Raw genomic sequence first — 21,128 nt, forward strand, 5'->3', positions numbered from 1 at the left:
ATCGTCGACACTCGCGAGCTCTTGCCGCCCTGCCGACTTCGGCCGTTGCTTCATGTCGCCGGAGCGAAGCGCGCGGCGAGGCCATTTTGCTTCACCCCGACCAGGCCTCGTTCGTGCCGACACTTACGCAGGCGATTCTGCCGCGGATCGTTGAGCAAGACATCGGGACCGTTGAGCAGATCTATCCCGACACGCTGGCCGAGCGGATCAAGGACGAGCACCGCGCCGTCGGTGGTACGATCGTTTGCGACCTCGCTTGCTTGATCGCGGCTCGCGCCCATCGGTGTCTCGCTGAACTTCCGCAGCCAGGCGGCTGAGAGCGCGAGTTGAACGGCAACGTCCGCGGCGAGGCTGCCCGGCGGCCTCCCGGTCTCGACGACGCAGTTGCGGACGTCCACCCTCCCCAACGTCGGCCCTTCATCGCATGCGGAAGCGGGTACGCACGCCCCGGCCGCTTCCGGCGCGAAACGGTGAGAGCTGCGACAAACCTGCCGTCCACGAGCCTCGCTTAGAGTGTCTGACTTCAACAAAAGAGCCAGCCAATGTCTGGAGAAGGGATCAACCTCTCGAAATGGCTCCGGTGATCCGTTTTTGAGTTGCCGTTCCAGCATCTCAAGCGCCATGAACGGCATAGGGTTCGGCCACGGTATTCCGCGTGCCGATAGCGTCGCCGCCGCGCCACCCTGGGTCGCGAAGGGAATCGAACTTTAGTGCGCCGCCGTCATCAGCCACTCCCGAAATGTCCGCATCGCTGGCGTGTCTTGCCGGGACATCAACCGGGTAAGCCAATATCGGCCGGTCGTGATTTCGATCGCGAAGGGCTGGATGAGGCGCCCGGCCGTCAGATCGTCAGCGAACATCGCTGGCGGCGCCATAGCGACTCCCAGTCCGGTCTTGGCCGCCGCAACCATCAGCAATGATGTATCGAACACCAATCCGCGGATTGGCGGCGGCGCTACGCCAGCCGCGGCGAACCACGACGGCCATTCGTCCGGGCGATACGAGCGGAACAAGGTTTCTCGCGCCAGCGCCTCGGGTGTTGTCAGGCGATCCGCCATGACAGGCGCGCATAAAGGCGACAGCGGTGCGTCCATGATCGGTTCGGCGTGCGTGCCGTGCCATGCGCCGTCGCCGAAGCGGATCGCCAGATCCAATCCTTCACCGGCGAGATCGACGCGGTTGTTGTTGGTCATCAGTCGGAGGTCGATGTCGGGATTCAGGCGGCTGAATTCCGTCAGTCGCGGCAGCAGCCAACCGCCCGCGAAGGTGCCCACCACCCCGACGCTCAGTACCTCTCGGAGCCGTCCATCGGCATAGCGGTCGAGCGTCGCGCCGATCGCATCGAAGGCGTTCTCGACAACCGGCACGAGCGCAAGGCCCTCGTCGGTCAGCGCCAGACCACGCGGCAGACGGCGGAACAGCGGCGTGCCGAGCCGCGCTTCGAGCGCCGCGACCTGATGGCTGATCGCGCCCTGCGAGACGTGGAGTTCGATCGCGGCGCGCGTGAAGTTGAGATGCCGCGCCGCTGCCTCGAAAGCGCGCAACGCATTGAGCGGGAGGTGAGCGCGATCCATGGTTCAGACATGAACGCACCTAATGGCTCTGTCGAGATATGATGCTTTGCGCGCTGGGCGATCGCTGTCGCATCTTCAGCGAGCGATGAGGGAGATTGCTCATGAAGAGACCAATGGCAGCGATGATCGGTCTGGCGGGGATTGTGGGTGCGTCTGGAAATGCTCATGCCGACGATCCGCTGCTGCGTCCAATCTTGCCTGCGGATTCGGCGAAATGGTTGACCCCGCAGGCGCCTTTGCACATCTACGGCAACACCTATCTTGTCGGCTTCGGCGGCCTCAACGTCGTTCTGATCCGCACGTCGGCGGGCCTGATCCTGATCGACGGCGCGATGCCACAGGGTGTTCGGGCAATCGAGGCGAACATTCGCCGGCTCGGCTTCCGCCTCGCCGATGTAAAGCTGATCCTCAACACCGAGCCGCATGCCGATCATGCGAGCGGGATTGCCGCGCTCGCCCGCGATAGTGGTGCGACCGTGATTGCCAGCGCTGCCTCAGCCGCCGTGTTACGCTCGGGACAGCCAGCCGCCGACGATCCGCAGATCGCGTGGGGCGTTGCGTATCCCGCCGCCACCCGCGTGCGGGCCGTCGCCGACGGCACCCCGATCCGCCTCGGGGACACCGTCGTCACCGCCCACATCACAGCGGGACACACCCCCGGCAGCATGAGTTGGGCATGGCGTTCCTGCGAGAGCGGTCGGTGTCTGAACACGGTCTTTGCCGCCAGCCTCAACCCCATTGCCGGGCCGGGCTATCGCTACACGGCGCATCGTGACGAAGCGGACGCTTTCCGCCGCAGCTTCGCGACCGTCCACGCGCTACCGTGCGACATCCTTCTCACGCCCCACCCTGGTCAGTCCGGCGGCGACGTCAAGGCGCGCCAACTGGCGGTATCGCGGACAGCGAACCCGTTCATCGACAAGACCGCCTGCCGCACGTACGCCGACACGTACGCCGCAATGTTCGAGACGCGGTTGGCGGATGAGACGGCTGGCCGGGCGAAATAGCGGCCCGCTAGCACTTCGGAGATTCGACTCACATCGGGCGATCTCGAAGCCTTGCAAGCGCGCCAGCTTCGGCCTCGACAATCCCGCACTGGCGAGCTTCGCTCTCGGCATGGGCGTGCGCATCCAGCCGGAAGAGGTCCACGGGATCAAAAACAGTTGAGACGGTTCTGCAACCGGGTGTCACGATGCGGCGCGACATCAACGCACGGAGAGACGATGGCCCCTTGACGGTATGCCGACGCCTAGGAATGCAGATCAGCGTTAGCGGTTAGTACCTGCCTCGCTCCGGCAGTCCAGACCTGTGCTCGGCGCTGCGCTAGTTTGCCATTCCGACGAATGATGCTGCCGAGAAATTGCGGGCCGCTGTGGGAGACGACACGCGCGGAACGATCGCCCCTTGCGTGGCCGAAGTCGGCAAGCTCAGTCAGGGGCAAGCCGTCGCCCCAAATACCGCCAACTATCAGCTTACCGACCCGCAGATCGCCTTCCACCTCGCCCGGTTCATCGAACAGGTTCGCGGCATCGCCACCGACCCGGTCATCGTCCGCGACACCTGGCTCAGGGCCTACGACTTCACCACTGAGACCGGCGCACTCGCGCTCAACGACTATGCGCGCATCAACGACCCGTTCGCGCGGATCGGCAAGTTCCAGGCCGCGGTCGATGTCTCGAGCGTCGTGCGCGCCTCCGCCGACAGCTTCCGCATCGGCTGGAACGAGCGGCAGTATCAGGATGGCAGCCTCGCTGGCACCGAGCGCTGGTCGGCGATCATCACCACCGTCATCCAGCCGCCGCGAACCGCCGATGCGCTGCGCAAGAACCCGCTCGGCCTCTTCGTCACCGCCATTAAATGGTCGAAAGAACTCAGCCAATAATCCGCCTGTTTCCGCCTGCGGGCTTGGGCCGCGCGGTACTGGTCTGTGCCTCCGCTTCGGTCGGCTGCGCTGCGGTTCCTGTAGTTGCGCAGACCGATCTGGCCGCGACGGGCGTGCCCGCGCAGCGCGTCCCCACCCGGTGGGCGCGCGAGATCTTCGCGATTCCGATCCCGCTCCCGCTGCCCCGGGCAGCTCAAACCGGTCCGGGCGGCGCCTGCGCCACGACGCGAGCCCGATCCGAAGCTGCGGGTCGGCCGCGCCAACGCCGCCGCGCGAATCGAGCCGGCGCGCGCCGGCTTCGTCAACGCGGTCCAGCTTAATCCCTGGAGCAAAGGCGCGCTGTACCAGCTCTACACCGCGCCCGGCCAGGTCTCCGACATCGCGCTCCAACCGGGCGAGCAGCTGGCCGGGATCGGTCCGGTCGCGGCCGGCGACGCCGTGCGCTGGATCATCGGCGAGACGCCGAGCGGCACCGGCACCGCGGCGCGTGTCCACATCCTCGTCAAACCGACGCGCGCCGCGCTCGCCACCAATGTGGTGATCAACACCGACCGGCGCACCTACCATCTCGAGCTGCGCGCGACACCGGGCACCTATATGGCCTCGGCGTCCTGGACCTACCCGCAGGACGCGCTGATCGCCTTGCGCCGGCAGACCGCCGCTGCCCAGACGGCAGCACCGGTCGCGGCCGGTCTCGATGTCGCTGCGCTCGATTTCGACTATGCGGTGGAAGGCGATCGCCCGCCGTGGCGTCCGCTGCGCGCTTTCGATGATGGCTGGCAGGTGTTCATCGCCTTCTACGCCAGCATCGCGCAAGGCGAGATGCCGCCGCTGTTCGTTCTCGAACCCGACGGCGCAAGCGAGCTCGCCGATTATCGGGTCCGCGACCGTTAGATTCTCGTCGACCAGCTGTTTGCCGCCGCCGAACTGCGCATGGGCGGCAGGAAGGGCGTACGACCGTGCGGATCCTCCACGTCAAGACACGCGGCGAGGGCAAACGGTGGCCGCAGCTGCGCAAGCGGTGGCCCCGCCCCCCGCCCGACCCCCGGCTGCGCGGCGATCCAGCGCGCCTGATGCGCCTGTCGCGCGAGGCACTAGCGATTCTCATTTTGATTGCCAGCGTTATCGTCCCAAGCGCGGTGCTGTTCGCGCTGCGACCGACGATCCGGAAGGTGCCGTCCGAGCTGTACGACGCCGCAAGCCATGCGATCGCCGAGAGCCTGGCATTAGCGCTCAAGGACTACGCCCAGATCCCTACGCTCGGCCTAACATTGCCGGGTGATCTTGAGCGCCCGATCCTCTCGGCCGAGCAACGCGGCGTCGGCGTCCAGGCGTCGCCTGAAGGCGAGCCTGCACCCGCGCGTGCCACCGGCATCACTGTCGCGCAGGCGGCCCGGCAGTGCGCTCAACAGGAATGCGACGTAGCGCGCACGAGCACGCTGTTCCTCGGCGAGCGGAGCGCCGATGTCGGCTCTGCCACGGCGGCTGCGGCGGCGCCTGTGGCATCTCCGCTCGGTGATACCCTGGCGGAGCGAGGCGCGCCGGCGCCAGTGGCCGACAGTGGTGACGATCAGGCGCGCAAACGTGCCTTCGTCAATGCCGATGTCGACCGCCGCGCGGCAAGTCCGGACCGCCTCCACGCTTTGCCGTTCCCGTACATCTTGCAGGCCGGCAGCGTGATCCCCGCTGCGCTCGTGACCGGCATTCGCTCCGATTTGCCCGGCCAGATCACCGCCCAAGTCACCACCAATGTCTATGATAGCCCGACCGGCCGCCTGCTGCTGATCCCGCAGGGCGCCAAGCTGATGGGCAAATAGGATTCGCAGGTCTCCTTCGGCCAGAACCGCGTGCTCCTCGCCTGGACCCGACTGATCCTGCCCGATGACCGATAGGTCGCGATCGAGCGAAAGCCGGGTGCGGACGCGGCCGGGTTTGGCGGGCTCGAGGACAGCACCAATTATCATTGGGCCGGGATCGCCAAAGCGGCGTTGCTGTCGACCATCCTCGGCGTCGGTGCACAGGTCGGCGGCAGCGCCGACAGCGATCTGGTGCGCGCGGTGCGTCAGGGCACGTCCGACACGATCAGCCAGACGGGCCAGCAGATCGTCCGGCGCCAGCTCAACATCCAGCCCACCCTCACGATCCGGCCCGGCTATCCGCTTCGGGTCATCGTCACGCACGATCTTGTGCTGACGCCCTCACACGATGGAGATGAATGATGGGCAAGCTCAAGCTTGGCGCTCTGGTCGAGGATCGTCCGGTCAAGGTGTCCGTCGAGCTGCCGGCGGCGGTCTTTCGCGACCTCACGGCCTATGCCGCGGCGCACGCCGCTGAGATCGGACAGCGCGATCAGCCGGCCGAAGAGCTCATCGCACCCATGCTGGCGATGTTCATGGCCACCGACCAGGCGTTTACGAGAGCGCGGCGCAGTATCGCCCACGCTGACGCGATCTGAGGGACAGAGATAGACGCGCGTGGTCGCTTGCGCAGCCATGCTGTACGCCTTCGATGCGTGGGCGGCCACGGTCCGCCCCGTGGCCGTGCCGACCACCGTTCGCGGTGACGCAGGTCGAGGAATGTCGCTTTTTGTGAAATGATCAAACCTTTTTTTGACGGTGCAGGCGCTTCGGCTTTTTGTTAGAATGCACGCATGCGTGACGTGCTCGACCACTTGCCGCAATCGAAGCAGCGCGAGCTGGCGCATATTGTTCGCGTGCTGTTCGAGGAGTTCGAGGCTGTTCACGCGCGTAGAAGCCAGAAATGGGCCAAGCAGGGTCGCATTTTCAAAATCGTTCTTTACGGTTCCTATGCGCGCGGCGATTGGGTCGATGATCCAATCGGCGGCTACAAATCCGACTATGACATCCTGATCGTCGTCAGTGACGATCGCCTCACCGAGTTTGAATTTTGGTCCCCAGCCGAGGATCGGCTGATGCGCGACGTGACCATAACCGATACGCTCAGCGCGCCAGCTAACTTGATTGTTCATTGCCTAAACGACGTGAATGCCCAGCTCGAACGTGGTCGGCCGTTCTTCATCGATATCGTTGAGCAGGGTGTCGCGCTTTACGAGGCGGAGGGTTTCTCATTTGCGAAGCCGCGCAGGCTACCGCCGAAGGAGGCCCTTTCTGAGGCTCAAAGACATTTCGACGAATGGTTCGCGAGTGCATCTGGCTTCTACGCGCAAGCCTTACACGCCATCGAGAACGGGCGGGGTAAGATCGCAGCTTTCGAGCTACATCAAGCGGCCGAGCGCTTTTACCATTGCGCTCTATTGGTCCTAACTCTTTATAGCCCGAAATCGCATCGTCTGAACTTCCTTCGGTCCCAATGCGAGGAGGTTGCGCCGGAACTGATCGCGGCTTGGCCCCGGAAGGATAGATCCAGCCGCCGATGCTTCGATCTGCTGCGGCAAGCCTACATCAACGCACGCTACTCGCCGCACTACGAAATAAGTGACGGAGAACTGCGATGGTTAAGTGATAGGGTTCAGGTTTTACAAGAGTTAGTTCAACAGATTTGCGAGTACCGAATCAATTTCGCGTAAGTAAATAGATTTAAGATATTCTTCCCCTAATTTAACTATAGCAAATCAAAACTTTCTCCCTAAACTATTTGGTGATTAATCAAGACGATTTAAAGCGATGGCGTGGTTGTAATTTTTTGGATGTCGGAGGACGTCTTGGTGGCGGAACTTGGTGCGTGAACACGCAGTTCAGCTCATAGTCGCAAAGTCGTCAGCACAACGATGACGAGGATAGCAACCACTGCCAACAGCGTATAGATCGTGAACCCGACGACACTCCAAAGTGGTTTTTGCATCGCACCTGCTAACACACAATCGATCTTGCTGCAGCGACGCAGCCGGGCTTCATAGCGTCACGTAAGCCAGCCGGTAAACATGCGAAACGCTCTGCCAGGTGACGGCGGCGTAAGTCCACAACGTCGCCGCGAGCATGGCATCCAATTATCTCAGCAAGCGAGGGCAAGCATTAACATTTTACTCAGTTGCCGCCGGTCTGGTAGGCACGAGGTCAAGCTACCTGCGTCTGCCGTTTGAAGTCCATGGGGCTGAGATAGCCCAAGGTCGAGTGCTGTCGCGTCGGATTGTAGAAGCGCTCGATGCAATCGAACACGTCTGCCTTCGCGTGATTGCGCGTGGGGTAGGTTTTGCGCCCGATCCTCCGATCCGCTCGATCTTCAGCGAGGAGAAAAAAGCTCTCCATGGCAGCATTGTTGTCGAATTGTTTTTCGCATTGTTCTTCCTTTTTCCCGTTCGCCAATGATTGTTTGAGGACGCTGGACAGCTGTGGCAGCTTTTCATCCGAGCCTTCATGATCGCGGCCGAGCGGAAGTAGGCGGACGTCTCCAAGGGCCCGTTTCGAATCTCATGCGTAACGAGCCAAGCGCCTGATGAGCATCATCGCTGAGGTGGCATAGAGGAAGCGGTGGCGGATCAGATGGTTTGCTCAAACTCTTTGGCGAGGCGGCGATTGCGGTTGAGCCAAGCGAAGGTCCGCTCGACAACCCACCTGCGCGGGTGAACGACAAGGTCAGTCTGATCAGCGAATTTGCGGACGATCTCGATGCCGATGATTGTTGCCATGGCAACGCGGGAACTCACATAGGCGCTGTCGGCATATGCGAGCTTCACGAAGGGGTGCCGGCCGCGCGACATCCTGAGCAGCGGCACGGCACCGTCGCGGTCCTGCACATCGGCGGGATGGACCAGCAGTTCCAGCGGACGGCCATCGGTGTCGACGATGGCATAGCATGGCGCTTGCGCCCTTGATCCTCTTGCCGGCATCGTAGCCGTTCGGTCCGCCAGCCTCGTTGTTTTTACGATCTGACTGTCGATCACTGCTGCTGAGGGCATCGGCTCGCGTCCGGTACGAACGCGGTCCATTTGTACGAGGAGGTGGTTCAGATCTTCAAATCCGCCAGTGTCGCGTAGCTCGCCAAACCATCGATAAACAGTGCGCCACGGTGGAAAGCTGTCCGGCAGAAAGCGCCACGGCCAGCCTGCTCGCAGCACATAGAAGATCGCGTCGAGAACCTCGCGCCACTCCCAGCGCCGGCGCCGTCCTCGATCGCTTGGCCTGGGCGGCAGCGGAGCGACAATGGCCCACTCAGCATCGGTCATATCGCTTCCATAGCGCAGCCCTGCGCGGCTATGCTGCGCGCGGCCGATCGGGTTCCACACGATGTCATCCAAGGTCGGTCTCGCAACCCTCGGAATCACATCGAGGCTCGATCGTTCACCATTACGCATCCGTTCTGACACGGCCTCTGAGTCCCAAGGAGGTTTGCCCCTCTACAAAGCCGACGAGATCGTCCGGGCATGGCTGATCGAGATGAGGAACGCTGGATTTCAGGCCCAGCGAAACTCCGCCTCGCTCAGCCAAAGCGAATGGAGTAACGCGGCGAGCTTCCGCGCGACGGCCGTTCTGGCACGCCTTGCGCCTTTGGCTTCGGCCATTTTCCTGCCCCATGCCTGGAGGGCAAACGGCCGCTTGACCCGGGTCAGCGCGACGTTGGCCGCTTCGTAAAGCGCTTTGCGCAACATGGGATCTTCCGATTAGCTGCGTCGGGGCACAAGCCCTCTATAGGCGCCGACATCGTCGCTTCTGGCAAAACGGCGCGGATCTTCGATGGTCGAGGTGTAGGTGAGCGCGGTGATCGGCCCAACCTCGGGAACGCTCATTAACCGGGCGCAGACCTGATACGCTTTTGCGCGGTCGTTGAGCAGGCGATTGTATGCGCGCAGCTGCTCCTGAATTGCCTCCATGGATGCAATGAGCGGAGCAAACAGGGCGTTCAAATCCGGGCGCTGGGCATAGAAAGCAGCTAGGCGTTCGGCAGGCCGGCCCGGTGTTCTGGCGGTGCCCGTACACACGCCGAACAGCTTCAGGAGCCCGCGCAGCTGGTTGGCCATGGATGTCCGCGCGGTGATGAGCTAGAGCGGTTTTCGTCGGGGCTGAATTGTTGGGGATTCACACGGCACCCGTTTTCTGATTCACGATCCGTGCTGGCGAAGGAGGCCGGGATGGATGGGCCGAGCGTTATCGCGTGATCTTCGGGATCGTGTCATCGCTGCTGTCGAAAGCGGGGTGTCTTGCCGGCAGGCGGCAGAGCGGTTCGGCGTCAGCGCGGCAAGCGCGATCCGCTGGCGACAGCTGGTGCTCGCTCATGGCACGCCGGCGGCCAAGCCGCAGGGCGGTGATCGCCGAAGTCCCAAGATTGAGGACCATGCCGCCTTCATTCTGGAGGCGATCGAGCAGCAGCCGGATCCGACGCTGGCAGAGCTTTGTGGGATGCTGGCCGAGCGTGGCGTGAGCGTCAGCATCGCCACGCTCTGGCGCTTCTTCGCCCGCCACGGGATCACGCGCAAAAAAAGACCGGCCACGCGACGGAGCAAGATCGTCCCGACGTCCTGAAGCGTCGCGAGGAGTGGTTCGAGGGCCAGCTCGATCTCGACCCCGACAAGCTGGTCTTCATCGACGAGACCTGGGCGTCTACCAACATGGCGCGGCGCCATGGTCGCTGCCGGCGGGGCCAGCGCTTGCGCGCCGGCATCCCCTTCGGACATTGGAAGACCACGACCTTCGTCGCCGGCCTGCGCCGCACGGGCATGGTAGCACCCTGGGTGCTCGACGGACCAATGAACGCCGATGCGTTCCTCACCTACGTCACGCGCGTGCTCGTGCCGGAACTCGGCCGCGGTGACGTGGTCGTGATGGACAACCTGTCGAGCCACAAGGCGCCGGCCGTGCGAGCCGCCATCGAAAGCGTTGGCGCAACGCTCCTCTTCCTCCCGCCCTACAGCCCAGACTTCAACCCGATCGAGCAGGCCTTCTCCAAGCTGAAGGCGCACCTGCGAAAAGCGGCCGAGCGGACCGTCCATGGCCTATGGAACGCCATCGGTCGCATCCTCGATCTCTACTCGCCCCAGGAATGTGCCAACTACTTCGCCGCTTGCGGCTACGATGCAGACTGATCGAAAACCGCTCTAAATCAATTACGCGGTGTCCCAGACGTTGCCCGACCGGCTCATCGAGCAGGTCACACCATTGTCCGTCATCAGCCGCTATATCTCCTGCTGCTCGGGTCTTATCACCCCATGGCCGGAAAACGCCGATCTTGGGTCCGCTGCCTGCTCACGCACCACTTGCGTAGCACGTTCTCGTGCAGATCCAGATCGCGGGCGGCTTGCGATACCGATACCCCGCGCTCCCGCACCAGCTTCACCGCCTCGAGCTTGAACTCCCGGCCGAACTTCCGTCGTTGCATCTCGACCCTCCGGTTCCAAAAACACCTTATCTCGGTGTCCACGAAACCGGCAGCAGCTCACACCTTACACGCCGCGCTGGACGCGTCAGCGCCGCCAGATCGTTCCGTGAGCGCTACCCCATCGCCATCATCGAAATTTTCGTCAGTCCGCACTCACAAGAACGTTATAAATGATGAGCCAAGCTGCGTCCCCCGACCTACCGAATTAATGCTCGATCGTCAAACCGCTGCATTTCTAACGGTCCTTCAAGAAGACCAAGTCATAAACATTTTTTTTAAGATTCTCAGTTGAGTAGCGCTCCACCACTTTAGAAAAGCCAGCTTCAGCGAAGGCTTTCCTGAGAGCGGGACTCTCCAACAGGCAAATTATTGCTAAAGCTAGTTCGCTAATATCCTCCGGTTCGACGGTAAAACCATCTACCCCATTTTCAACAACCTCCGCGGAGGCTCCGTGTTTGGATGCAATAACGGGCTTACCACGTACCCAAGCTTCCAAGAAGACAATACCGAATCCTTCCTTCGACGAAGGCAGCACGAAAACGTCTGATCCGCAGTAGAGCTCTTCCAAGCGAGCATCCTCAACAAACCCGTGAAACGACACGGATTCGGTCGCGCCAACCGATTTAGTCAGCGCTTCCAGATTTGGCCGCATAGCTCCATCACCAACGACGTGAAGCGTTGCGTTCCGGATTTCACGCCTAACCAACGGCATGGCCCGAATGAGCTTATCAACATGCTTTTCCAACTCGTTGTCGCCGAGACGGGACACGCAAATCACGTCGCACCCCCCACCAGTGCCAAGGCCGCGAGGTTTCACCTTTCCTACGTCAACGGTATTAGGGAAAAGAACGAAGATATCATCGGGGAGTTTGAAGGCAGCGCTCATCTTAGCTTTTGAGTAGTTGCTAACGACAGCTACGGTGTCGACGAACCGACGTATCGCGAAACCTTCCCCCGGACGAGGTGAGCGATAGCGTCGCTCTCCCCAGACCTCTATCCCATGCGCGAACAAAATAACCTTACAACGCGGGTTAATGATCCTTGCAACGGCGGCAAAAGGTAACAAATTAACATGGCCGATGAAAAGAACGTTAGCAAAAAAAATGAATTTAAAAAATGACCAAATGAAATTCAAATAGCGCCCACGACATGAAATGATCGGTCCCGCTTGATTAGAGGACCCTGCCCTAGCGGCATCATTCTTCAAGATGGCCGTGAAAGAAATAGGCAGAGTTTCTAATTCAGAGATAACCCTCCTGTTGAACCTTTGTATTCCCCCATGCTCCCCGTAAGCAGATAGCCCAATGAAAATAACAGCTTTTCTTTTGCTATTCACGCATTTGACTTCCGCTTGGAGGATTAGCTGCAAATCCTGGAGGCTGTCTTTCGAACTCCTTTGCCAGGTGAATCCCTTTAATAAATCCGGACCACCCACCTTTTAGTTGCCCCGACAGTGCACGCGGCCTCTTTAGGAGACTGTGGACAGTAAAATAAACACCAGGGCAATGACGAACGCCGATCAACACCGAAAACAGGAAATATCGCAGCCTCTCCCAGAAACTTAGAAAAGCTAAATTATGAGCGGTTATGTTAGCGGTCCATTCGTAGCACTTTTTTTGAGTCCATTCTCCTTGCTGGTAGTCCGGTTTAAAAGCGGGGAAATGATCGGTAACGGCGGCTGGATCCAATATCAGTCTCCAGCCAGCTCGACGGAGGTTTAAGCAAAACCAATAGTCGTCGCCCGCCTGCGCTCCTATCCCCAGAAGCCGCTCATCAAAGTGTAATGTTCCAATCGCGCTACGACGGATCGCCCAATTGCATCCTTTTAAGACATCAACACTCCGAGGTGGGCCGCAGACAGTGTTATGCTGACCGATGATTTTGCCCCAAAAATTTCGATAACCGGCGAGCTTTGTTGGCTTCAGACTATCCGTTCCGCCAGGCCCGTGAACAACATCGTGACCTCCTACCGCTGCGACTAGAGGATCAGAAAAATGACTTAAAATTGTCTCCAGCCATCCTGACCGGATGATATTATCATCATCGAGCATCACGAAAATTTCGCCTGCAGCTTGCTGTAAAGCTGCATTTTGTGCCGCCACTTTTCCAACTTTGGTCACCGGCAGGGGAACCACCAAAGGGTTGGCTTTCGACTCTCTATCGAGCCAACTAGCAGTAGCGGGATCATCGCTTGGTCTATAAACAACCAAAATCTCTGTTGGCCGTAAAGCACCTTGCGCTACCGCTTCTACAACTCGTTGCAGAAGTTCCAAGCGGCGGAACGTCGGTATAACAACACTGAAATTCAACTTCGTGTCGGAAGTCATTAGTTGCCCTTTCCTTCCGCTCTAAGCGCCAGCTCGACAGCTGACGAGAGCAATATACCCAAGGAAAACCCAATCTGCAGCCAAATAGCGCCTATTAACGATCTAAGATCAAGAATAAATGGCGCTATAACGCACCAGAGAAGCCCTGTAGCTACCTGGATCCAAGCGAACCTGTTCCAACCGCGGTGTGCGATTAGGCTCCAAAAGATGCCTACGGCGTTGTATATAGCAGCGTTTAAAGTAACGGCGAACAATGCCCCTCCCAAATGTTCATACTTACTCCCGATCAAAAGTAGGAGATAGCTTGGAAAATACCAGGAAAATACTGCCAAGCCAAACGCCGGAAGCGCGCAAATCAGTGTGTACCCAAAAAGGTTTTGCAAAATTTTGGCTTGCACCTTGGCAAACGCGGGAATGCAGAAGGAATAGCTCAAGGCTTGCAATGGCAGCATCAACTGCGATATTCTGGTTAAAGCACCGTACTCCGCCACACTTGCTGAATGCGATGTAAATGTAAGTACGAATAAAATAATCTGACTTTGAAATACAGTGAATAACTCAGTTGGCAATTGGCGGAATGCGGTTTTCTTGATAAACTTGTAATCGTCTGATTGAGCCGGCTTGGTACTTTCAGGAATAAGCTCTGAAATCCAGCGCCTTATGAATGGAACTCGCAGACCAGCAACAGACACAGTAACAAGAATTGCCAGGACGCTACTTAGAATCCCACAAAAGAACATAGTACCAAGCGCAAACAACCTTAAGCAACTTAGTAGAGTGTCAAGCAACTGCACCTTGGACGTCTTTTTTGCAAAGAACAGTATTTGATCTACCACACGAGTAGACATGTCGAACTTCCAGTTTGCAATAAGCAAAAGCAGCAAAGCCACTGTACTAACGTAAGAACTGCCATTACTTCGCAACAACGACGCTGTCACTAGCACTATGGGAGGCAACATCAATATAGAAAGCTGCCGACGCACTGAGAGCGCAGCCTTTCCGATTAAATCGACTCGCTCAGCATCGGCCCAATGCTTTCCCAGCAGCGCGGTATAACCTAAGTGAGTTCCACCTTTTGTTAGAAGGGTCATAGCTCCTGTCACAGTTATCATAACTGTGTAAACCGCGTAGTCTTCCATCGACAGCCAGTGAGCAAGGAGGAGGCCACTTAACGCAGCCAAGCCCTGCGCGACAACGCTGCCGACCAAAAATATTGCAACTCTTCTTATCAAATTCGGGAGGAGTGGCATCATGACCTTTCACCACGTACACGCGCAGCGAGGGGGCGTAGCGAAGCTGGAGACATTTTCCACTCAGACCACTTCAGAAAAAATACCATGACCAGTTTGCCTGACCCCTTTCGAAGATCTCGACGCTAGCCAGCGAGCAGGGAGACGTTTAAATTGCTTTTGACGTAAAACCAACCCTGAGCATGTGAACCAAATCCGCTTCCCCTGAGCATGACGCCCGATCGATAGCGGCCGACGTGAGAAGGGAAGCTGGCTGTTTCGCGCTTTTTTTGGGGGGGAGGACCGCGCGAGCCGAACGAAACTAGGCTCAGGACCTATTAAATTGCTTGCGGAGATTGCGATTGATTGATTCAGTGGTGGTGCGAGGAGGCGCTATCATGAGTGATCTGATCTGGTTGTCGGAGGCGCAGATGCGCCGCATTGAACCGTATTTCCCGTTATCGCACGGGGTGCCTCGGGTCGATGATCGGCGGATCATCAGCGGGATCATCTTCGTGATCAGAAACGGTCTGCGCTGGCGCGACGCGCCAGCCGAGTACGGGCCGCCGAAGACGATCTACAATCGGTTCATCCGCTGGAGCCGGCTTGGTGTGTTCAACAAGATCTTTGCAGGCCTTGCAGCGAAAGGCGGCAAGCCTGACCAGATGATGATCGACGCCACGCATCTCAAGGCGCACCGGACGGCTGCAAGCCTTTTAAGAAAGGGTCTGTTCCCCGACGTATTGGACGCACCAAGGGCGGCCTGAACTCGAAGCTCCATGCCGTCTGCGATGACAGGGGCAGACCGCTCGTCATGCTGTTGAGCGAAAGCCAGATGAGCGACTACAAGGGTGCCGCCCTCATGCTCGACGCCTTGCCCAGGGCCAAGGCGCTGCTAGGCGACAAAGGCTATGACGCCGACGGGTTTCGCGCTGCGCTGGCCAAGCGCAAGATCATGGCTTGCATCCCCTCAAAGACGAACCGCAAAACGCCAATCCCGCACGACGCCGCACTCTATCGGCAGCGCCACAAAATAGAGAACATGTTCGGAAGGCTCAAGGATTGGCGGCGTATCCACACGCGCTATGATCGCTGCGCGCATACCTTCATGTCAGCCATCTGCATCGCCGCAACCGTCATCTTCTGGCTCAATTAACGAGTCGTGACCCTAGCAACCGCACAATAGCTCTTCCCGCTGAACATCCGTGTTGGCCAACATGGTGGATCTGCTAAGCGCTCGGTGTGTCGGGCGGCGGCTTCCACCCCCGGTTTTTCTCGCGTCCAGAGCCCGCGCTCGCGGTGATGAGCAACACAGCGACCGTTCAGCTTATGACCGGTGCGGTGTTTAGGGCGATCTAAGGACGCGGAAAACCCGACGCTCTGCTGCACCAATCCAGCTGGAGAAGCCAACATACGAGCGAGCCGTTCCAGCGACTTACGGCCGATTACTACGCAACCTGATCGATGAGCGATCAGTAAGATAATTGGGATGATGCTCATTGGAGAGCTTCTTCTCATCGCTGAAAACCGAAGAGATTACGCCAATGACGTATCGCACGCGCAATCGTGCGAAGTAATGTGCTTCCCGTTTTCAGGCCGCTGATAACTTAGCTACGGTGTCCATATGCCCTGGGCGGGTGCGGTTCATAAACTCGGCGGGTGCCAACCCGCCAAGACTGCCGTGCGGACGCACGGTGCTGTAGTCCGTCCGCGATGCTTCGATGATCAGTCTCGCCGCAACCAGCGGTAGGAACAGGTGCTCGTTCAGACACTCGTCGCGCAAGCGACCCTTAAAGCTTTCGACGAAGCCGTTCTGCTGCGGCTTGCCGGGCGCGATGTAATGCCACTCGATTCCGGTGCCCTGGCACCAAGCAAGGGCGGCGTGACTGGTCAACCCGGTGCTACTATCGCTGACCACCATGCACGGTAGCCCGCGACGTTTGGCGATGGCGCTCAGTTCGCGGACGACGCGCCGACCGGACAGCGAGGTATTGACGATGCACGCCAGGCACTCCCGGCTTTAATCTTCAATGACGTTCAGCATACCGAACCGCCGGCCGCAGGCCAAGGCCGACACGAAGTCAAGCGACCAGCGCTGGTCGGGTTCCTGCGGGATCGCCATCGGCGCCCGCGTGCCCAGCGCACGCTTGCGCCCGCCACTCCTGCGCACCGTCAGCCGCTCCTCGCAATACGGCCGATCCACCTTCTTCAGGTTCATGCCCTTCCCTACGCCGCAGCAGGATCGCCAGTCGGCGATAGCTGAACCGACGGCGCTCGTTGGCGATCTCGCGCATTCGTTCGCGGACAGCATCGCCCTCCCGCCGCAGCCTTTCCAACGATGCTGCGCATCGCTGCGACCTTAGGCTGCTCCGCCCGCGAAGCGGTTCGTATTGCCACGCCGACCGATTGACCCCGACCAGCCTGCAGGCGCGACGCTCGGAAAAGCCGTGAACGGCCATCAGCTTCTCCAACGCAGCTAGCGATCCGCAGACCGGATCAGTTTCTTCCCAGCAGATCCTTCAAGCCGACACGCCGAGCATCGACTCCGCCAGTAGCTTCTTCTGCCGTCGGGTCTCGTCCTCCAACTTGCGCAGCCGCGCCGCTTCCGACATGGTCATGCCGCCATACTTCGCCTTCCAGTTGCAGAACGTCGCGTCACTGATCCCGTGCTTCCGGCACAACTCGGTGGTCTTCGCGCCAGCTTCATGCTCGCGCAGCACGCCAATGAGCTGATCCTCGATAATCGGCCTCGCCGTATCACTCGTCTCCATCTGACGAGCTAACTTAACAATGCCATGATTTCTGGAGAGCACGTCAGCCAAGCTATCCTTGACCGCTTATCGCGCGCCCCGCCGCGCCATTCTCCTCATCACGGGGGATGCCTAGCGACTGAACATTCCCAACTTTTGCCAAAGTAGTGCTAGGCTGTTCCAGCCCCATGGACTTCGAGCACCAGACGCTGGTAGCTTATCCTCGTGCCCATTGGACCGGCAGCAGTTCGTTCCAACATTGATTAAAGAACTCGATCGCGAACTACGTAGGTTTTGCAAAAATGCTAAGTCGAAGTGTTGGCCTTCTCCTTGCGACAATCGCGCTCGCGCTTTGCTCGTTTGGCCTCGGTTGTTACGCGGTGACATTGAATCAGACAAGCTCAAGCATCACGTCAGTTGCACGGCAAGCCTACAGCCGTACCTACGCGGCGAACCTCGACCACCCCGAGCCTTGTAAAACACCAAGCGGAACCGCCGCACTCGGGTTATGTGCTCAGTGGCGAGCCACAGAAGCCGTCGAAAAGGGTCTATTTTGGTCGGGATTGAATGTTTTAATCAGCAGTTTTGGGACGTTCGGATTGGTTGTCAGCATTCTGTTGTCCAGCAAAGGGTTGGCGCGAGCTTCAGAAGCCAACGCCATTGCCAGAGAAACTGGTCAATCGCAACAGCGCGCATATTTTACACTAACCAACGCCATGTATACTCTTCCAATTGGCAATCCGGAGCGAGCCCGATTTTCTATTCGTCTTATCAATAACGGCCAAACTCCTGCCAAGAAATTTCGTAAGGTTATCCGAGGCTTCATCGCCGACGAAAATTACGAATTTACGCCATTTCCCACCGAAATTCTAGATAGGTACCAGTTTGATGAAATTGGTCCCGGACAAGCCATATCGATAAATGATCGTAAATTTTTTGCAGATGTCGACTCCATTCGCTCCGTCTTAGCTCAGAGAAAGAAATTCATCATAGCTGGCGTTATAGAATACGAGACTGTCTATGGCAAAAGGCTCCGTGTAGACTTCTACCGCTGTAGCAAAAATCCCACGGAAGAGGGAACAAGCAATATCGATGGTGAAAACTTCTACTTCACCACGAACGGATCGTGGGCAGAAGAGGAGATCGCTGTAGTAGGCGATTTGTACCCAATATGAATCTTCTTGTTTTGCACGGTTGGCGTAATATCCTTTAACGATCATGGTATCAGCGCGGGCGGGAAAACGCCATTCCAGTGAGTGACTGCTGACCAGGAAGCCGCGTGGTCATCCACATGTTGACGATCGTCGGATGCAGAATGCATTTCGGGTACGCCGAAAGCAGAAACCCTCCGTCCACTTCGGACATTAGAGCGGTTTTCGATCAGTCTGCATCGTAGCCGCAGGCGGCGAAGTAGTTGGCACATTCCTGGGGCGAGTAGAGATCGAGGATGCGACCGATGGCGTTCCATAGGCCATGGACGGTCCGCTCGGCCGCTTTTCGCAGGTGCGCCTTCAGCTTGGAGAAGGCCTGCTCGATCGGGTTGAAGTCTGGGCTGTAGGGCGGGAGGAAGAGGAGCGTTGCGCCAACGCTTTCGATGGCGGCTCGCACGGCCGGCGCCTTGTGGCTCGACAGGTTGTCCATCACGACCACGTCACCGCGGCCGAGTTCCGGCACGAGCACGCGCGTGACGTAGGTGAGGAACGCATCGGCGTTCATTGGTCCGTCGAGCACCCAGGGTGCTACCATGCCCGTGCGGCGCAGGCCGGCGACGAAGGTCGTGGTCTTCCAATGTCCGAAGGGGATGCCGGCGCGCAAGCGCTGGCCCCGCCGGCAGCGACCATGGCGCCGCGCCATGTTGGTAGACGCCCAGGTCTCGTCGATGAAGACCAGCTTGTCGGGGTCGAGATCGAGCTGGCCCTCGAACCACTCCTCGCGACGCTTCAGGACGTCGGGACGATCTTGCTCCGTCGCGTGGCCGGTCTTTTTTTGCGCGTGATCCCGTGGCGGGCGAAGAAGCGCCAGAGCGTGGCGATGCTGACGCTCACGCCACGCTCGGCCAGCATCCCACAAAGCTCTGCCAGCGTCGGATCCGGCTGCTGCTCGATCGCCTCCAGAATGAAGGCGGCATGGTCCTCAATCTTGGGACTTCGGCGATCACCGCCCTGCGGCTTGGCCGCCGGCGTGCCATGAGCGAGCACCAGCTGTCGCCAGCGGATCGCGCTTGCCGCGCTGACGCCGAACCGCTCTGCCGCCTGCCGGCAAGACACCCCGCTTTCGACAGCAGCGATGACACGATCCCGAAGATCACGCGATAACGCTCGGCCCATCCATCCCGGCCTCCTTCGCCAGCACGGATCGTGAATCAGAAAACGGGTGCCGTGTGAATCCCCAACAATTCAGCCCCGACGAAAACCGCTCTAAACTATTAATTGTTGTCGACTGAACCGTCGTAACGACTACCTCGTTACCGTGAAGCTCGCCTGCCTATTTTCTTCACGGACCCGGTAATGGGTTGGTGCCCAATAAAATTCAGCTTGCTTCTTCTAAGAAAAATTACCCGCGTGCATGTCAAGTGCTGCCCCCCACCCTCGCCATCTGGACAGAAATGAGCCCCATACTGAGTCTTAGGGATAACTCCAGACCATAGGATTATGTCTTTGTCTGAGATCATCACTGATGACTGTCAGCGCCGTTACTAGGGCTCAGACTCGTTCACAGCCAGAAGGCGATGGCGGTGGCGAGCGCCACGGCTGAGAGGAAGTTGGCGGCGAGCTTGTCGTAGCGCGTGTGTACGCGGCGGAAATCCTTCAGGCGGCAGAAGGCGTTCTCGATAAGATGCCGGCCGCGGTACCGGTCCTTGTCGTAGCGGATGACGCGCTTGCGGTTGCGCCGGCCGGGGATCACCGGGACCGCGCCGGCATCGCGAGCGAGACGGCGTAGCCGGTCAGCATCGTAGCCCTTGTCGCCGAGCAGGTAGCGTATACGGCCTGCGTGTTCGAGAAGCGCGGGCGCGGCCTTCATGTCGCTGACGTTGCCCGGTGTCAGCATCAGCGCATAGGGACGGCCGATGACGTCTGTGAGCGCGTGGATTTTGGTCGTCCAGCCGCCGCGCGAGCGACCGATCGCTTGTGCCGCACGCCCCCCTTTGCTCCGAACGCCGCGCGCTGCGCCTTGATGTAAGTGCTGTCGATTGCGGTGCTTTTCGTCACCGCGCCGGTGTTCACCAGTGCGTCCAGCAGCTTGAGCCAGAAGCCTCGCCGCGACCATCGGTTGAAGCGGTTATAGACCGTCGTAGATGGCCCGTAATCGGCCGGGCAGTCGCACCAGCGGCAGCCCACCTTCAGCACGTGCAAAATGCCCGAAATCACCCGGCGATCATCGACACGTCGGGCACCGGGCTGGTTCCTCGGCAGATGCGGCTCAATTGCCGCCCACGCCTCATCCGACAACCAGAACAGCGCCATGCTCAACCTCCCATGATCCACAGCCATCTTTGAATCAGGAAAGGCTATGCACCTCAAGCTGCTGATTGAGTTTTGACCCTAGGGCGCGGGAGAGGTGATTGCCTGGCGCGCAGTCGCCAACGCCGAAATAGGCGTTAGAAAGATGTGCGGCACATCATGCTGGAAGCCGTAGAGACCCGCTTCGGTGGACTGCGCGCAACGTCGATAGCTGAGATGCTGCCCGACAACAGCTCGGCATATACCGCCCGCGACACCGGCATCTTTGCACGCCGTCTGGGCCTCAAGCCTCACTTCACGCCGATCCGGAGCCCGCGGCCCAACGGCATCACCGAGGTTTTCGTACACACCCTTAAACGAGATTACGTTCGCGTCTCACCTTGCCACACGCACATACCGCGTTGACATCACTCGGTCGTTGGATTGGACTATACCGAACATCACCCGCACGCAGGTCTTAAAATGCGCTCGCCGCGCAGGCACCTCGCGTTGGGCTTACCAACCGCTTGAATCTACTCGGCGAAATAGGGGCAAGATCAAGTGCGTAGACAACGCGAGGCAGCGGTAGAGTGTATATCGGGACCAACTTTCAACGCCAGCACGCTCCGTCGTTCG

15 protein-coding genes and 9 pseudogenes are annotated in these 21,128 nt (G+C 59.3%); 11 read left to right on the forward strand and 13 right to left on the reverse strand.

The window, feature by feature from the left end; all coding sequences use genetic code 11:
• Positions 1-50 precede the first annotated feature (50 nt).
• Both AC3ANX_RS15790 and AC3ANX_RS15795 read right to left on the reverse strand, forming a co-directional pair.
• Positions 51-632: a hypothetical protein gene (locus tag AC3ANX_RS15790; RefSeq protein ID WP_488334211.1), complete on the reverse strand. Its 582-nt coding sequence runs from the start codon at positions 630-632 to the stop codon at positions 51-53.
• A gap of 75 nt (positions 633-707) precedes the next feature.
• Positions 708-1,574, reverse strand: coding sequence for a LysR family transcriptional regulator (locus tag AC3ANX_RS15795; protein WP_488334212.1), 867 nt, complete (start codon positions 1,572-1,574; stop codon positions 708-710).
• 113 nt (positions 1,575-1,687) lie between these two features.
• On the opposite strand from AC3ANX_RS15795, the gene bla reads away from it, so the two are divergent.
• From bla to AC3ANX_RS15825, 6 genes and pseudogenes are all read left to right on the forward strand, one after another.
• Positions 1,688-2,581 (forward strand): subclass B3 metallo-beta-lactamase, encoded by an 894-nt coding sequence (gene bla / locus AC3ANX_RS15800; RefSeq protein WP_488334213.1) that lies wholly within the window; start codon positions 1,688-1,690, stop codon positions 2,579-2,581.
• A 365-nt stretch (positions 2,582-2,946) separates the two neighbouring features.
• Positions 2,947-3,456: pseudogene (gene trbF, locus AC3ANX_RS15805) on the forward strand (conjugal transfer protein TrbF); the annotation flags it as partial.
• Positions 3,432-4,347 (forward strand): annotated as a pseudogene (gene trbG / locus AC3ANX_RS15810) (P-type conjugative transfer protein TrbG); the annotation flags it as partial. The pseudogenes trbF and trbG, both read left to right, overlap by 25 nt.
• Positions 4,348-4,529: 182 nt before the next feature.
• A pseudogene (locus AC3ANX_RS15815) lies at positions 4,530-5,675 on the forward strand (TraB/TrbI/VirB10 family type IV secretion system protein).
• Complete coding sequence (locus AC3ANX_RS15820) at positions 5,675-5,911, forward strand: DUF2274 domain-containing protein (RefSeq protein WP_488336972.1); 237 nt, start codon at positions 5,675-5,677, stop codon at positions 5,909-5,911. The pseudogene AC3ANX_RS15815 and the gene AC3ANX_RS15820 overlap by 1 nt, the downstream one beginning before the upstream one ends.
• 195 nt (positions 5,912-6,106) lie before the next feature.
• Complete coding sequence (locus tag AC3ANX_RS15825) at positions 6,107-7,003, forward strand: HEPN domain-containing protein (RefSeq protein ID WP_488334214.1); 897 nt, start codon at positions 6,107-6,109, stop codon at positions 7,001-7,003.
• Between the two features lie 487 nt (positions 7,004-7,490).
• On the opposite strand, the pseudogene AC3ANX_RS15830 reads toward AC3ANX_RS15825, so the two are convergent.
• The 4 genes and pseudogenes from AC3ANX_RS15830 to AC3ANX_RS15845 form a co-directional block, all read right to left on the reverse strand.
• Positions 7,491-7,694: pseudogene (locus AC3ANX_RS15830) on the reverse strand (IS3 family transposase); the annotation flags it as partial.
• Positions 7,695-7,912: 218 nt separating this feature from the next.
• Positions 7,913-8,671 (reverse strand): IS5 family transposase, encoded by a 759-nt coding sequence (locus tag AC3ANX_RS15835; RefSeq protein WP_488334215.1) that lies wholly within the window; start codon positions 8,669-8,671, stop codon positions 7,913-7,915.
• 156 nt (positions 8,672-8,827) lie between these two features.
• Positions 8,828-9,022 carry a hypothetical protein gene (locus tag AC3ANX_RS15840; RefSeq protein ID WP_488334216.1) on the reverse strand — a complete coding sequence of 65 codons (195 nt, stop codon included), beginning with the start codon at positions 9,020-9,022 and terminating at the stop codon, positions 8,828-8,830.
• Between the two features lie 12 nt (positions 9,023-9,034).
• Positions 9,035-9,391: a transposase gene (locus tag AC3ANX_RS15845; protein ID WP_488334217.1), complete on the reverse strand. Its 357-nt coding sequence runs from the start codon at positions 9,389-9,391 to the stop codon at positions 9,035-9,037.
• Positions 9,392-9,506: 115 nt separating this feature from the next.
• On the opposite strand from AC3ANX_RS15845, the gene AC3ANX_RS15850 reads away from it, so the two are divergent.
• Positions 9,507-10,453 (forward strand): IS630 family transposase gene (locus tag AC3ANX_RS15850; RefSeq protein ID WP_488334218.1). Its coding sequence is split into 2 segments (ribosomal slippage): positions 9,507-9,843 and positions 9,843-10,453, totalling 948 coding nucleotides; the frame shifts between segments, so codons are not numbered across the junction.
• A gap of 93 nt (positions 10,454-10,546) precedes the next feature.
• Here AC3ANX_RS15850 and AC3ANX_RS15855 read toward each other — a convergent pair.
• From AC3ANX_RS15855 to AC3ANX_RS15870, 4 genes and pseudogenes are all read right to left on the reverse strand, one after another.
• A pseudogene (locus AC3ANX_RS15855) lies at positions 10,547-10,746 on the reverse strand (transposase); the annotation flags it as partial.
• A gap of 235 nt (positions 10,747-10,981) precedes the next feature.
• Positions 10,982-12,082, reverse strand: a complete 1,101-nt coding sequence (locus tag AC3ANX_RS15860) for a glycosyltransferase family 4 protein (RefSeq protein ID WP_488334219.1) — start codon at positions 12,080-12,082, stop codon at positions 10,982-10,984.
• A complete protein-coding gene (locus AC3ANX_RS15865) occupies positions 12,075-13,073 on the reverse strand; it encodes a glycosyltransferase family 2 protein (protein WP_488334220.1) in 999 nt (332 codons plus the stop codon). The genes AC3ANX_RS15860 and AC3ANX_RS15865 overlap by 8 nt, the downstream gene beginning before the upstream one ends.
• Entirely contained in the window at positions 13,073-14,326 is a 1,254-nt protein-coding gene (locus AC3ANX_RS15870; RefSeq protein WP_488334221.1) for an oligosaccharide flippase family protein, read from the reverse strand. The genes AC3ANX_RS15865 and AC3ANX_RS15870 overlap by 1 nt, the downstream gene beginning before the upstream one ends.
• Positions 14,327-14,700: 374 nt before the next feature.
• On the opposite strand from AC3ANX_RS15870, the gene AC3ANX_RS15875 reads away from it, so the two are divergent.
• A protein-coding gene (locus AC3ANX_RS15875; protein ID WP_488334222.1) for an IS5 family transposase occupies positions 14,701-15,458 on the forward strand; the annotation gives its coding sequence in 2 pieces (ribosomal slippage) (positions 14,701-15,034 and positions 15,034-15,458; 759 coding nt in all).
• A gap of 146 nt (positions 15,459-15,604) precedes the next feature.
• Positions 15,605-15,876, forward strand: a pseudogene (locus AC3ANX_RS15880) (IS3 family transposase); the annotation flags it as partial.
• A 17-nt stretch (positions 15,877-15,893) separates the two neighbouring features.
• Here the strand turns inward: AC3ANX_RS15880 and AC3ANX_RS15885 are convergent.
• Positions 15,894-17,073 (reverse strand): annotated as a pseudogene (locus AC3ANX_RS15885) (IS3 family transposase).
• A 365-nt stretch (positions 17,074-17,438) separates the two neighbouring features.
• On the opposite strand from AC3ANX_RS15885, the gene AC3ANX_RS15890 reads away from it, so the two are divergent.
• On the forward strand, positions 17,439-18,227 hold the full coding sequence (locus tag AC3ANX_RS15890; protein ID WP_488334223.1) for a hypothetical protein: 789 nt from the start codon (positions 17,439-17,441) through the stop codon (positions 18,225-18,227).
• 205 nt (positions 18,228-18,432) lie between these two features.
• Here AC3ANX_RS15890 and AC3ANX_RS15895 read toward each other — a convergent pair.
• A protein-coding gene (locus AC3ANX_RS15895; protein ID WP_488334218.1) for an IS630 family transposase occupies positions 18,433-19,379 on the reverse strand; the annotation gives its coding sequence in 2 pieces (ribosomal slippage) (positions 18,433-19,043 and positions 19,043-19,379; 948 coding nt in all).
• Between the two features lie 385 nt (positions 19,380-19,764).
• A pseudogene (locus AC3ANX_RS15900) lies at positions 19,765-20,543 on the reverse strand (IS5 family transposase).
• Between the two features lie 64 nt (positions 20,544-20,607).
• Between AC3ANX_RS15900 and AC3ANX_RS15905 the strand changes: the two are divergent.
• Positions 20,608-21,023, forward strand: a pseudogene (locus tag AC3ANX_RS15905) (integrase core domain-containing protein); the annotation flags it as partial.
• Positions 21,024-21,128: the final 105 nt, after the last annotated feature.

The sequence above is a fragment of the Sphingomonas sp. BRN-1R genome, assembly GCF_057748035.1.